The organism is Streptomyces sp. LaPpAH-108 (genome assembly GCF_000373625.1).
GTDB lineage: Bacteria > Actinomycetota > Actinomycetes > Streptomycetales > Streptomycetaceae > Streptomyces.
In genome coordinates this window covers 83,645-96,703 of the sequence record NZ_KB891987.1, presented here as the reverse complement: position 1 = coordinate 96,703, position 13,059 = coordinate 83,645, and the positions used below count along the sequence as shown (strand labels likewise).

14 protein-coding genes are annotated in these 13,059 nt (G+C 71.8%); 6 read left to right on the top strand and 8 right to left on the bottom strand.

Going from position 1 to position 13,059, the window contains the following annotated elements:
* Positions 1-66 precede the first annotated feature (66 nt).
* From B079_RS0100440 to B079_RS0100430, 3 genes are all read right to left on the bottom strand, one after another.
* Positions 67-717, bottom strand: coding sequence for a UbiX family flavin prenyltransferase (locus tag B079_RS0100440; RefSeq protein WP_026248220.1), 651 nt, complete (start codon positions 715-717; stop codon positions 67-69).
* Positions 718-1,008: 291 nt separating this feature from the next.
* Positions 1,009-1,914, bottom strand: coding sequence for a menaquinone biosynthesis prenyltransferase MqnP (gene mqnP, locus B079_RS0100435; RefSeq protein WP_018543800.1), 906 nt, complete (start codon positions 1,912-1,914; stop codon positions 1,009-1,011).
* Between the two features lie 79 nt (positions 1,915-1,993).
* Positions 1,994-3,451, bottom strand: coding sequence for a menaquinone biosynthesis decarboxylase (locus B079_RS0100430; RefSeq protein WP_018543799.1), 1,458 nt, complete (start codon positions 3,449-3,451; stop codon positions 1,994-1,996).
* A 75-nt stretch (positions 3,452-3,526) separates the two neighbouring features.
* On the opposite strand from B079_RS0100430, the gene B079_RS0100425 reads away from it, so the two are divergent.
* From B079_RS0100425 to B079_RS0100400, 6 genes are all read left to right on the top strand, one after another.
* Positions 3,527-3,802: a PLD nuclease N-terminal domain-containing protein gene (locus B079_RS0100425; RefSeq protein WP_018543798.1), complete on the top strand. Its 276-nt coding sequence runs from the start codon at positions 3,527-3,529 to the stop codon at positions 3,800-3,802.
* Between the two features lie 253 nt (positions 3,803-4,055).
* Complete coding sequence (locus B079_RS0100420) at positions 4,056-4,883, top strand: putative RNA methyltransferase (protein ID WP_026248219.1); 828 nt, start codon at positions 4,056-4,058, stop codon at positions 4,881-4,883.
* Positions 4,884-4,925: 42 nt separating this feature from the next.
* Positions 4,926-5,375, top strand: a complete 450-nt coding sequence (locus B079_RS0100415; protein ID WP_018543796.1) for a nucleoside deaminase — start codon at positions 4,926-4,928, stop codon at positions 5,373-5,375.
* Between the two features lie 152 nt (positions 5,376-5,527).
* Positions 5,528-6,922, top strand: a complete 1,395-nt coding sequence (locus tag B079_RS0100410; RefSeq protein WP_018543795.1) for a condensation domain-containing protein — start codon at positions 5,528-5,530, stop codon at positions 6,920-6,922.
* A gap of 80 nt (positions 6,923-7,002) precedes the next feature.
* Entirely contained in the window at positions 7,003-8,037 is a 1,035-nt protein-coding gene (locus B079_RS0100405) for an MDR family NADP-dependent oxidoreductase (protein ID WP_018543794.1), read from the top strand.
* A gap of 20 nt (positions 8,038-8,057) precedes the next feature.
* Positions 8,058-8,477, top strand: coding sequence for a MerR family transcriptional regulator (locus B079_RS0100400; RefSeq protein ID WP_018543793.1), 420 nt, complete (start codon positions 8,058-8,060; stop codon positions 8,475-8,477).
* Here the strand turns inward: B079_RS0100400 and B079_RS0100395 are convergent.
* From B079_RS0100395 to B079_RS0100375, 5 genes are read right to left on the bottom strand one after another with little or no spacing between them, the layout of a single operon-like run.
* Positions 8,466-8,861: a hypothetical protein gene (locus B079_RS0100395; protein WP_018543792.1), complete on the bottom strand. Its 396-nt coding sequence runs from the start codon at positions 8,859-8,861 to the stop codon at positions 8,466-8,468. The genes B079_RS0100400 and B079_RS0100395 overlap by 12 nt on opposite strands.
* Before the next feature lie 25 nt (positions 8,862-8,886).
* Positions 8,887-9,972 carry a c-type cytochrome biogenesis protein CcsB gene (gene ccsB, locus B079_RS0100390; RefSeq protein WP_018543791.1) on the bottom strand — a complete coding sequence of 362 codons (1,086 nt, stop codon included), beginning with the start codon at positions 9,970-9,972 and terminating at the stop codon, positions 8,887-8,889.
* On the bottom strand, positions 9,969-11,684 hold the full coding sequence (gene resB, locus B079_RS0100385) for a cytochrome c biogenesis protein ResB (RefSeq protein ID WP_018543790.1): 1,716 nt from the start codon (positions 11,682-11,684) through the stop codon (positions 9,969-9,971). Before resB ends, ccsB begins: the two co-directional genes overlap by 4 nt.
* Positions 11,684-12,454 carry a cytochrome c biogenesis CcdA family protein gene (locus tag B079_RS0100380; RefSeq protein WP_018543789.1) on the bottom strand — a complete coding sequence of 257 codons (771 nt, stop codon included), beginning with the start codon at positions 12,452-12,454 and terminating at the stop codon, positions 11,684-11,686. Before B079_RS0100380 ends, resB begins: the two co-directional genes overlap by 1 nt.
* A gap of 1 nt (position 12,455) precedes the next feature.
* Positions 12,456-13,046 carry a TlpA family protein disulfide reductase gene (locus tag B079_RS0100375; RefSeq protein ID WP_199779846.1) on the bottom strand — a complete coding sequence of 197 codons (591 nt, stop codon included), beginning with the start codon at positions 13,044-13,046 and terminating at the stop codon, positions 12,456-12,458.
* Positions 13,047-13,059: the final 13 nt, after the last annotated feature.

The following is a 13,059-nucleotide window of genomic DNA, read 5'->3' as shown; positions in this document are numbered from 1 at the left end:
TCCGGTGTGAAATTGCCAAGTGGAGTGAGAAGTACCGCTGATGGAGAAGTACCGCTGCCTGCTCTGCTACGTGTTCCGCGCCCCGCCGCCCAGTTCGCCCTTCCAGCGCCGGTAGAGCCCGTGCCCCACACCCGCCGCGTCCAGCACCCGCCCGGCCACGAAGTCCACCAGGTCCTGGATGTGGGTGGCGCCCGCGTAGAAGGCGGGCGAGGCGGGGACCACGCTCGCGCCCGCGTCGTCCAGGGCGACGAGATGGCGCAGGGTCTGACCGTTCAGCGGGGTCTCCCGTACGGCCACGACCAGCGGGCGGCGCTCCTTGAGCGTGACGCTCGCCGCGCGCTGCAGCAGGTCCTTGGACAGGCCGAGGGCGACTCCGGCGACGCAGGCGGTGGAGGCGGGGACGATCAGCATCCCCTTGACGGGGTACGACCCCGAGGACGGCCCCGCGGCCAGGTCCCCCGCGTTCCAGTACCGCACGCCGCGCACGTCCGCCTCGAAGGTGCCGGGCTTGCCGTCCGCGCCGCGCCCCAGCCACTCCCGCAGGTCCTCCTGCCAGTGCGCGTCGCGGAAGGAGATGCCCGTCTCGTCCAGCAGCGTCAGCCGCGAGGCCCGGCTGACCACCAGGTCCACCGCCTCACCGGCGTCCAGCAGCGCCCGCAGCACGGCAGCCGCGTACGGCGTCCCGGAAGCTCCGGAAACCCCCACGATCCAAGGCACGCGCTGCGATTCTCCTGCGTTCACACCTTGAGAGTACCGGCGTGACGGGCTGTGCTCAGGCCGGGTGGGGTGGTACGCCGGACCGCCGCACGACAGGGCCGGTACGGGCGTCGGCCGGGCGGTCCGCGAAAGCCCCGCAGGCGCGGGGACGACATGAGCGTGAACGGATTCATCGGCATCGCGCTGGGACCACCCCCGCTCCGCGGGGAGAGCGCACCGGCCGACGCCTGACCAGCATGGCCGTCGCGTGGGCGCCCGGCCAGGCTCGTGGCCGGGCGCCACCCGAACGTGTCAGAAGGTCAAGCCCCGCACCAGCAGGTCGATCAGCGCGCAGACGAACAGGCTGATGCCGATGAACCCGTTCGTCGAGAAAAACGCCCGGTCGAGGCGCGACAAGTCGTGCGGTCGCACGATCCGGTGTTCGTACACGAACGCCGAGCCCACGATCACCAGGCCCAGCCAGAAGAACGCGCCCGCGTGGGTGGCGAGGGCGTACCAGACGAAGAGGGCCATCGTGGCCGCGTGGCACACCCGCGCGCCCCAGATCGCCGCCGGGATGCCGAAGCGGGCCGGGACCGACTTCACGCCGATCTCGCGGTCGGTCTCGACGTCCTGGCAGGCGTAGATCAGGTCGAAGCCGCCGATCCAGATGCCGACCGCGAGGCCGAGGATCACCGCGTCCCAGGACCAGGTGCCGGAGATGGCGAGCCAGCCGCCGACCGGGCCCATCGCCTGGGCGATACCGAGGATCGCCTGCGGGAAGTTGGTGAACCGCTTGCCGTACGGATAGACCACCATCGGGATCACCGCGACCGGCGCGAGCGCCAGGCACAGCGGGTTCAGCAGGGCGGCCGAGCCGAGGAAGACGATCAGCGCGATCAGCGCGCCGGTCCACGCGTGCCGTACCGACATCGCGCCGGTGACCAGCTCGCGGTGGGCGGTGCGCGGGTTACGGGCGTCGATCTCGCGGTCGATGATCCGGTTCACGGCCATCGCGAAGGTGCGCAGGCCGACCATGCAGATGGTGACGAGCAGCAGCCGGGCCCAGTGGACGTTCTTGTCCCACTGGTACATCGCGGTGAGCGAGGCGATGTAGGCGAAGGGCAGCGCGAAGACCGAGTGCTCGATCATCACCAGGCGCAGGAAGGCTTTGGTGCGGCCCGGCTGCGGGATCGCGGCGGCGGACGAGGTGCTCACAGTCCGTACTCCGGATCATCCCCGCGTCGGCGGGGAAACCCCGTCTTCGCGCTGCTCGACGCCATCATTCCGATGTCTTTCACAGTCCGTACTCCTTCCACCGCCGGGTCACCCGTTCGGCCGTATCCGGGTCCGACAGGACCATGTCCGGCCAGCCCCCGTCCCTCGTGTAGCCCTCCTCGGGCAGTTTCTTCGTGGCGTCGATGCCCGCCTTGCCGCCCCAGAACTGCTGGTAGGAGGCGTGGTCGAGATGGTCGACGGGGCCCTCGGCGACCACCAGGTCACGGGCGTAGTCGGTGTTGCCGAGCGCCCGCCAGGCGACCTCGTGCAGATCGTGCACGTCGCAGTCGGAGTCGACGACCACGATCAGCTTGGTCAGGGACATCATGTGCGCCCCCCAGATCGCGGACATCACCTTCTGCGCGTGCTTCGGGTACTTCTTGTCGATCGAGACGATCGCGCAGTTGTGGAAGCCGCCCGCCTCGGGGAGGTGGTAGTCCACGATGTCCGGGACGATGATCTTCAGCAGCGGCAGGAAGAAGCGCTCGGTGGCGCGGCCGAGCGGCCCGTCCTCGGTCGGCGGACGCCCCACCACGATGGACTGGAGCAACGGCCGCTTCCGCATCGTCACGCAGTCGATCGTCAGCGCGGGGAACGGCTCCTGCGGGGTGTAGAACCCGGTGTGGTCGCCGAAGGGCCCCTCGGGCAGCATCTCGCCCGGCTCCAGCCAGCCTTCCAGCACGACCTCGGCGTTGGCCGGGACCTGGAGCGGGACGGTCTTGCAGTCGACCATCTCGATCCGCTTGCCCGCGATGAACCCGGCGAACAGGTACTCGTCGATGTCGCCGGGCAGCGGCGCGGTGGAGGCGTAGGTGACGGCGGGCGGGCAGCCGAAGGCGATGGCGACCGGCAGCCGCTCACCCCGGCGCGCGGCGACCTGGTAGTGGTTCCGGCTGTCCTTGTGGATCTGCCAGTGCATGCCGATGGTGCGCTTGTCGTGCCGCTGGAGCCGGTACAGACCGAGGTTGCGGACGCCGGACTCGGGGTCCTTGGTGTGGGTGAGGCCGAGGTTGAAGAAGGAGCCGCCGTCCTTGGGCCAGGTGAAGAGGGCGGGCAGCGCGTCGAGGTCCACGTCGTCGCCGGTGAGGACGACCTCCTGGACGGGCGCGTGGTCGCCCTTGACCTTCTTCGGCGGGACGTGCGCCATCGCGCCGAGCTTGCCGAACGCCTCGCGGACGCCGACGAAGCCGTGCGGCAGCTCGGGCCGCAGCAGTCCGCCGATCTTGTCGGAGATCTCGGCGTACGACTTCAGGCCGAGCGCCTTGAGGAGGCGGCGGTCGGTGCCGAAGACGTTCATCGCCAGGGGCATCGCGGAGCCCTTGACGTTCTCGAAGAGCAGTGCCGGTCCGCCGGCCTTCTGCACCCGGTCGACGATCTCACCGACCTCCAGGTACGGGTCGACCTCGGCCTTGATGCGCTTGAGGTCACCCTCGCGCTCCAGCGCCCGCAGCAGGGAGCGAAGATCGTCATAAGCCATGTGTCCCAGTATCGGCCACCGGATACGCTGGCTCGGTCACCGGGGCCGTACACACCGTCGGGAGAACGCGCGCCCATGCTGAGGTATCTGCCGTTCCTGCTGGTCCTGGCCCTGTGGATCTATGCCTTCGTGGACTGTCTGAACACCCCCGAGGACGAGGTCCGCCACCTTCCCAAGCTCGCCTGGGTGGTCGTCATCCTCCTGTTCGGCGAGATCCTGGTCGGCCCGGTCGCCTGGCTGCTCGTCGGCAAGGTGCGGCAGCGCCCCGCCCCCGCGACCCCCTGGATCGCCCCGGACGACAACCCGGAGTTCCTGAAGTCCCTGGAGAAGGACGACCCCGACCGGGACTGACGGGACTGAGCGGGCTCGTAGAATCCCGGTGTGGCATTCCTGAGCACCCCGCACCGCTGCTTCCTGTGACCGGACGGCACTGAGGGCGACGCCGGACGGCATCGCCCTCCTCGGCGTGCCCGCGGTGTGCCCCCCGTTTCTTGGCGTCGCCCTTCTCCGGGCCGGTACGCCCTTTTCCCGGTTCTACGGCGCACTCGCGGGCGCGGTCCCTTCCCGACGCCATGCCAGGAGCACCGCCATGTCCGCATCACCCCTGCCCGCATCCCCCTTCCCCGCCCTCGATGCCGTCCTCGGCCTGCTGCGCTGCCCGGTGTGCCGGGCGCCGTCGCTGCGCCGCGAGCGGAGCGTGCTGCGCTGTCCGGCGGGGCACGCCTTCGACATCGCCCGGCACGGCTACGCCGGGCTGCTCACCGGTGCCCGGGCCACCAGCGGGGACGACCCGGCGATGGTGCGGGCGCGGGAGCGCTTCCTGTCCGGCGGGCGGTACGGGCCCGTGCGGGACGCGGTGGCGGAACTGGCGGCGGAGGGCTGCACGGGGAGTGGCCTGGTGCTGGATGTCGGCTGCGGTACGGGCTACTACCTCGCCGGTGCGCTCGACCGGCTGCCCGGGGCGCGTGGCCTCGGCCTGGACAGCTCGGTGCGGGCGCTGCGGACGGCGGCCCGGGCGCACGAGCGGGCCGCCGCTGCCGCGTGGGACGTGTTCCGTCCCTTTCCGCTGGCCGACCGGGTGGCCGATGTGGTCCTCGACGTGTTCGCGCCGCGCAATCCGGCCGAGTTCCACCGGGTGCTGCGCCCGGGCGGGCGGCTGGTCGTGGTGCGTCCGACCGGGGGTCATCTGGCCGAGCTGCGCGCGCCGGTGGCGGTCGACCCGGCCAAGGAGGAGCGGCTGCGCCGGGCGATGGAGCCGTACTTCACGGCGGCGGTCACCGAGCGGGTGGAGTACGTCCTGTCCGTACCCCCGGCCGACGCCCGCGACCTGCTGGGCATGACCCCGACCGCCCGTCACCTCGGCCCGGCGGAGCCGGTCCTCCCCCGCCGGATCACCGTGTCCGTGCTGGCCACCGCGTACCGGCCGCGCTGACCGTACGTTTCCCGCTCGCCCCCGGCCGGGCACAGTGCCCGCATGGACACGGAGCTGGCGCGGGCGTGGCTCGCCACCGCCCTGGAGGAGGCCCGTACCGGGCGGGCGGAGGGCGGGGTGCCGGTCGGGGCCGCGCTGTACGGCCCCGGCGGGGAACTGCTCGGGCGGGGGCGGAACCGGCGGGTGCAGGACGACGACCCCTCGGTGCACGGGGAGACGGCCGCGTTCCGGGCGGCGGGGCGGCAGCGGTCGTACCGGGGGACGACGATGGTGACCACGCTCTCGCCGTGCTGGTACTGCTCGGGTCTGGTGCGGCAGTTCGGGATCTCGCGGGTGGTGATCGGGGAGGCGGAGACGTTCTCCGGCGGGCACGAGTGGCTGGCCGCGCACGGGGTGGAGATCGTGCTCCTTGACGATCCGGAGTGTGTCGCGCTGATGCGGGGGTTCGTCGCGGAGCGGCCGGAGCTGTGGGGCGAGGACATCGGGGTCTGAGGGCGCACCCGTCACGGTCGGTTAATCACTTCCGCGTTCGGCTGGCCATCCGTTCCGCTGAAATGACCGGCGCGGGCATGTCTCCACCGCTCGGGACGGCATTCCCTTGAGCGGGGGCCCGTCCAGTGGGCCCCCTCTGCGATCGGAGACGCGTGCGAATCACTGACATCCAGCGCTGCGAGGTCCGGCCGGGACGGCTCGTCGAGTGGACGCTGAGTCCGGCGACCGTCGCGACGGCGGCGAGCCTGCCGGAGGACTCCCGGCCCCCGGCCTACATCCAGGAGTCGCACATCAGGACCGCGAGGTCCGTCCGCGAGGACGGCCTGTTCGTGCCGACCTGGCTGGGGGCCGCCTTCGACCTGCCGGGCCCGGTCGATCTCGACGTCCTCCAGGAGGCGCTGCGCGCCTGGACCGTACGGCACGAGACGCTGCGCAGCGGCTTCCGCTGGGCGGGCGGGAAGGGCGACGAACTGCGCCGCTTCACGCTGGACGCGGACGACGTGACCCTGCACCGGGAGACGGTCGGCGACTTCCCGGACGCCGAGGAGCTGGCCGGGCATCTCCAGGACCGTTTCGACACGGTGGCGGACGCGCTGCGCTGGCCGAACCTGATCTACGCGGCGGTCGTGCGCGAGGACTCGGCCACCGTCTTCCTCGCCTTCGACCACAGCAACGTGGACGCCTACTCGCTGCACGGCATCCCGGCCGAGATCGAGGAGCTGTACACGGCCGGGCTCCAGGGGCGCGGCCCGGTGGTGCGCACCCCGGCGGCGAGCTACGTGGACTTCTGCGAGATCGAGCGCGCGGACGCGGACCGGCTCGACGGCGATCACGCGATCGTCTCCCGCTGGCGGGAGTTCATCCAGCGCTGCGACGGCACGCTGCCCTCGTTCCCGGTGGACCTCGGGGTCGAGCCGGGCGGCCCGCTGCCCCGGCAGAAGATGATCTGCGAGCCGCTGGTGGACGCGGAGGCGGCAGCGGCGTTCGAGGCGTACTGCCGCCCGTACGGCGGGAGCCTGGTCGGGCTGCTCGCGGCCACCGCGCTGATCGTGCACGAGCTGGGCGAGCAGCCGGTGTACCGCACGGTCGTGCCCTTCCACACCCGGGTGAAGTCCCGCTGGACCGACTCGGTCGGCTGGTACGTGGGCGGTGCCCCCATCGAGGTCCCGGTGTCCCACACCCCCGATCTGACGGCCACCCTGCGCACGGTCCGCGCCGAGCTGCAGTCCAACCGCGCCCTGTCCCGGATGCCGCTGGCCCGGGTGCTGCGCCTGCTCGGCGCCGACTTCCGGCCCACCTCGCCCGACCTGTACTCGATCGTGTCGTACGTCGACACCCGGGGCATCGCGGGCGCCGACCGCTGGACCGGCCAGAAGGCGCACGCGCTGCTCCGCGTGTCCTACGGCGACCAGGTCTGCGTCTGGGTCAGCCGTCTGCACGACGGGCTCTGGCTGGCGAGCCGCCATCCGGACACGGACGTGGCGACGAAGAACATGCGCCTGTACACGGAGCGGCTGCGCGATCTGATGTCGGCACTCCCGGGGTGAGCGTCCGGGCTTGCCCCTGACGTGCGGGGCAGGGATTAGCGTCCCCGGGCCCTTGCCGCCCGCCGTCCCGGGAGACGCCCATGACCTCCGCCCCGCCCGCCACCGTCCGTGAGGTGCGGCTCGCCGCCGTGCCCGAGGGGCTGCCCGTGCCCGGCGACCTCACCGTCGCCGAGGTGCCGCCGCCCGTACCCAGGCCCGGTCATGTGCTCGTGCGCAACCGGGCCTTCCAGGTCTTCGCCGGTCTGCGCACCCTGATCGGCGGGGCCGCGCGAGACACCCCGGTGCCCGGGCTGCGGCCCGGGGACACGCTGTTCGGCCCGGCCGTGGGCGAGGTGGTCGCCGCCCCGGAGGCGGGTCCGTTCCGCCCCGGCGACCTGGTGACGCACCCGCTCGGCTGGCGCACGTACGCCCTGGTCCCGGTGGCCCTGTGCGCCCCGGTCGATCCCGCGCTGCCCGATCCGGTCGCCGCCCTCTCCTCCGGCTCGGCCGCCTACGGCGCGCTCACCCGGGTGGCCCGGGTGCGCGCGGGCGACGTCGTGCTGGTCACCGGTGCGGCGGGCGGGGTGGGCTCGCTGGCCGGGCAGACCGCCCGGCTGCTGGGCGCGGCCCGGGTGATCGGCACGACCCGCTCCCCGGCGAAGGCGGAACGGCTGGTCTCCGAGCTGGGCTACGACGCGGTGGTCACCGCCGGGACGGACCCCGGCGACTTCGCCGACCGGCTCGCCGGGGCGGCCCCCGACGGCATCGACGTGCTGCTGGACACCGTGGGCGGGCACCAGCTCGCCGCGGCGGTGGACGCGGCCCGGACCGGGGCGCGGTTCTCTCTGGTCGGCGCGCTGGACGGCCAGCTGGCGGCCGGGGGCGCGGGCGCGACGGCGCCGGTGGAGCTGGACTCCTTCCGGCTCGTCGTGCGCGGAGTCACCCTCGGGGGCTACCGGGGTTCGGAGCACCCGGGCGTGGAGGAGGAGTGGACCGGCCGGTTCGGGCGCTGGCTGCGCGCCGGGGAGATCCGCTTCCCGGTCACCCGGATCCCGGGACTCGACCGGGCCCCGGAGGCGTTGTCCGCACTGGTCGCCGGGCAGTATTCCGGCACGGTCGTGGTGGAGCTGCCGTAGAGCCGAGGGGCGGGCCGGGCATGAGGATCGGGGACGCGGCGGCGGCTGTGGGGACGACACCCCGGGCGCTGCGCTTCTACGAGCAGCGCGGGCTGCTCCCGCCGCCGCGCCGTACGGGCTCGGGGCAGCGGGACTACGGCCCGGACGAGTTGGCCCTGCTCCAGGTGATCCGGCGGCTGCTCGCCCTCGGTCTCACCGTCTCGGACCTGACGGCCGTCGCCGACCGTCTGCCCCTCCTGGCGGCGGACCCCCGCCCGTGCGGGACGACGACGGCCGGGACGGCGCGGGCCGGTACGGCACGGCAGGGCGCGGTCGGGGCGGCGGTCGTGGAACGGCGCATCGCCGCGCTCGACGCGGAGATCACCCGGCTGACCCGGCTGAGGGACGCGCTGCGGGCGGGGCTGGGCGAGGAGGGTCCGGCGGCCTGCTCAGCTCAGTGAGCCGAGCAGGCGCTCGAAGCGTGCGCGCCAGTCCGCCTCCGTGGCGCCCTCGCCCTGGAACTCGTGGGTGAAGCGCAGCGCGCTGCCCATCTCGCCGTCGCGCTCCAGGTGGAAGCGGATCCGGCCGCCGCCCTCGACGGTGTACTCGGCGACGCGGTCCACGTCCCAGGCGGTGATGCGGCCCGCCCCGAGCCCGCGCAGCGCGACGGTGCCGTCCAGGCGGGGTTCGAGGACGTCCACCCGGACGCACCAGCCGGTCAGGCCCTCGGCGGTGGCCAGCGCGGGCCAGATGTCCTCCATGGGCCTCGGGACACGCACCAGCAGATGGAGTATGTGCGTGTTCCCGTGGGTCTGACTGGTGCCCTGTTCGATGGAACCGCTCATGGCACCAGTGTCCCGTACCGGCCGGTCACACGCCCGCGTAGGAGTGCTTGCCGGTCACGAAGATGTTGACGCCGTAGTAGTTGAACAGCCAGCAGGCGAAGGCGAGCATCGCCAGGTAGGCGGCCTTGCGGCCCTTCCATCCGGCGGTGGCGCGGGCGTGCAGGTAGCAGGCGTAGCCGATCCAGGTGATGAAGGACCAGGTCTCCTTGGGATCCCAGTTCCAGTAGCGGCCCCAGGCGTCGCCCGCCCAGATCGCGCCCGCGATGATCGTGAACGTCCACAGCGGGAAGACGGCCGCGTTGACCCGGTAGGCGAACTTGTCCAGCGAGGCCGAGGCGGGCAGCCGCTCCAGCACCGAACGGGCGAAGGTGCCCGGCGTGCCGCCGTTCTCCAGCTTGTTCTCGTAGGAGTCCTTGAAGAGGTACAGGATCGTGGTGACCGCGCCCACGTAGAACACCGCGCCGCAGAAGATCGCGGTGGAGACGTGGATGTACAGCCAGTACGAGTGCAGGGCCGGGACCAGCTGGTCGCTGGCCGTGTAGAGCACGGTGACGGCGAGGCCGAGGTCGAGCAGGACCGTGGTGATCAGGAACAGGCCGAGCCAGCGCACGTTCTTCTTCAGCGCGAGCAGCCCGAGGTAGACGCCGACGGCGACGGTGGAGAAGGTGATGTTGAACTCGTACATGTTGCCCCAGGGGGCACGCTGCACGGAGGCCGCGCGGGCGACCACACCGGCCAGCTCCACGAGGAACGCCAGGACGGTCAGGGAGATGGCGATCCGGCCGTACATGTCGCCCTGGACGTCGCCGCCGTGGGCGCCGGGGCCGTCCGGCACGTCCCGGGCACCGGCCGCCTGGCGGACGACGACCTGGGGCCGCTCCAGGACGGCGGTGCCGCCCGCCTGCTTGACGGTGACGGCGGGGCCCTCGGTCTTCGCCGCCTTGCCTCCGGCCGTGAGCGCGGCGGCGGTACGGCCGACCTTGCTGCGGCTGCCGAAGAGCCATTCGGCGATGTACGCGAAGAAGGCCAGGGTGTAGACGGCCATCGACGAGTAGATCAGCGTGTTGCTGACACTCGCGAGGTGTTCGTTGGTGGCGGCGGCGAGGATCACTGCTCAGCCCCTTCGGCAGGTACGACGTGGGATGCGTCGGTGTCGTCGTTGGTGTCGTCGTCGGCGGGGGCGGCGCTTTCGGGGGCGCCCGGCGCGCGGTCGTACAGGGTTCCGGCGAGGTCGGACAGTTCCTCGGGGACCTTCGCGGACTCGCTGCGGCCGAGGCCCGCCATCTCCACGACGGTCACGCCGTCGGGGCCCGTGGCCGCGCGGACCCAGACGCGGCGGCGCTGGATGAAGAGGGACGCGGCGAGGCCGAAGATCGCGGCGAGCGCGCCGCCGAGGGCCCAGCCGCCGCCGGGCTCCTGGACGATCTCGAAGCCCGCCCACTCCTTGATGTCCTTCTCGAAGGTCACCGTTCCGGCGCCGTTCGGCAGCTTCATGGTCTGGCCGGGCTTGAGGTTGTCCCGCAGCTGGGCGCCCTTGGCGTCCTTGTAGCCCTTCAGGTGCCGCTGGTCGAGCTGGTAGACGCTCTGCGACAGGCCCGCGTCCACGCCGAGGTCGCCGTGGTACGGCTCCAGGTTGAGCACCGGGTTGAGCAGCGCCGGGAACTGGGAGAGGACGTTGGTGCCGCCGCCGTAGGTCGGCAGGAAGAAGGCCCGGATGCCGAGCTGTTCCTTGGTGCCCTGGGCGTCGCGGTAGCCGTCCATGACCTTGACGACGCCCTGCGAGGTGACGTTGCCGTCGAGCGGGAGCAGGGGGACCGCGTCGTGGTAGACGACCTTGCCCTTGCCGTCGCGGACGGTGATCACGGGGGCGTAGCCGTGGCTGACGAGGTAGACCTTGGAGTCGCCGATCCTCAGCGGCTCGTTGACCTTGACGGTGGTGGTGCGCTGCTTGCCGTACGCGCCCTCGCTGTAGGCGATCTTCGCCTGGAAGGTGCGCGGGGTGCCCCGGTTGGGGCCGGACATCTCGTAGGTGCCGGTGAAGTCCTTCAGGTCGAAGCTGAACGGCACCAGGTCGTCGGCCTGGAACATGCTGCCGGACTTGAAGTCGTCGTACATCGGCAGCGCGTTGGAGAAGCCGTCGCCCTCGACCATCAGCTTGGTGCCGTCGGACTTGAACATCTGGCCCGAGGCGAAGGCGACGAGCAGCACGATGAGGGCGATGTGGAAGGCCAGGTTGCCCAGCTCGCGCACGTACCCCTTCTCGGCGGCGACCGCGTCGCCGACCCGGTGGGCGCGGAAGCGGCGCTTCTTGAGCAGTGCGAGCGCCTGCTCACGGACCTGCTCGGGGTCGGCGGTGGTGCGCCAGGTGGTGTACGCCGGGAGCCGGTCAAGGCGCTTCGGGGCGCCCGGCGGACGGCTGCGGAGCTGGCCGACGAACTGCCCGGTGCGCGGGACGATGCAGCCGATGAGGGAGACGAACAGCAGGATGTAGATCGCGGAGAACCACACCGAGCTGTAGACGTGGAAGAGCCCGAGCTGGTCGTAGACGGGCGCGAGCGTGGAGTGCGCCTTGCGGAAGTCGTCGACCTTGCTCGCGTCGGCGCCGGTCTGCGGGATCAGCGAGCCGGGGATCGCGCCGAGCGAGAGCAGCAGGAGCAGCAGCAGCGCGACCCGCATGGAGGTCAGCTGCCGCCAGAACCAGCGGGCCCAGCCGATGACGCCCAGCGAGGGCGGGGTCGACGTGTCCTCCTGGGGCGCGGTGGACAGCTGGGAGCCGGCCGCGCCCAGGCCCTCCGGGGAGGTGTCGGTAGTGGTCTTGCTCATCAGATCCCCACAGAGAAGCCGTCGGACCAGGTCTGCATCCCCTGCACCAGGTGGTCCCAGGCCCCGGTCAGCAGCAGCACACCGGTCACGATCATCATCGTGCCGCCGATGCGCATCACCCAGACATAGTGGCGTTTGACCCAGCCGAACGCGCCGAGCGCCTTGCGGAAGGCGACGGCGGTGAGCACGAAGGGCACGCCGAGCCCCAGGCAGTACGCGACGGTGAGTATGGCGCCCCGGCCCGCGCTCGCCTGCTGGGAGGAGAGGGCGACGACGGAGGCGAGGGTCGGGCCGATGCAGGGCGTCCAGCCGATCCCGAAGAGGGCGCCGAGCAGGGGGGCGCCGACGAGTCCGGTGGCCGGGCGCCGGTGGAAGCGGAACTCACGCTGGGTCAGCCAGGGCATCAGGCCCATGAAGAAGACGCCGAGCGCGATCATGAGCACGCCGAGCACCCGGGTCAGGATGTCCTTGTAGCTCTGGAGGGTCTGGCCGAAGAACCCGAACAGGGCGCCGCCGGAGACGAACACGACGGTGAAGCCGAGCACGAACAGGGCGGCGCCGGTCGCCATCCGGCCGCGCCGGGCGTCGGCCAGGTCGGTGCCGGTGACGCCGGTCACGTAGGAGAGGTAGCCCGGCACCAGCGGCAGGACGCAGGGCGAGAAGAAGGAGACGAGCCCGCCGAGCACCGCGACGGGCAGGGCGAGCAGCAGGGCGCCGTTGAGCACGGTCTGGTTCTGCCCGCCTGCGGCGAGCGTGAGGAGCGGGCTCACGTCACTTCTCCGCCGCGACCGGCTTGAGCATCTCCCGCAGCGCGAGGTCGTCCAGCTGCTCCAGGGCGCGCGCGGCGACCTTCCCGTGCCGGTCGATGATCAGCGTGGAGGGGATCAGCTGCGGGTTGAGGGTGCCCTTCTCGAAGCGGAGCATGAGCTTGCCCGTGGGGTCGTACAGGCTGGGGTACGTGATCCCGTTGGCCTTCTCGAAGTTGCGGGGCTGGGTGGTGTTGGAGTCGCGGGTGTTGATCCCGACGAACTGCACGCCCTTGTCCGCGTACTCCTTGGAGACCTTGGAGAAGTACTTGGCCTCCGCGCGGCAGGGGCCGCACCAGGAGCCCCAGACGTTGATGACGACGACCTTGCCCCGGTAGTCGGCGACATCGAGGTGCTTGCCGTCGATGGTCTTCCCGGACAGGTCGGGTGCCTGGACGCGCTGGTCCGGGGCGACGGTGTCGACGCCGTTGTCACCGGTGACGAAGTTGGTGTCGCCGCCCCCGCCGGAGATGCCGCCGCTGCCGCACGCGGACAGGACCAGGGCCGCGAGGGCGGTCACGGCACCGAGCAGAGCGGCGCGGCTACGGGTACTCATGTGAAAAGTTTCG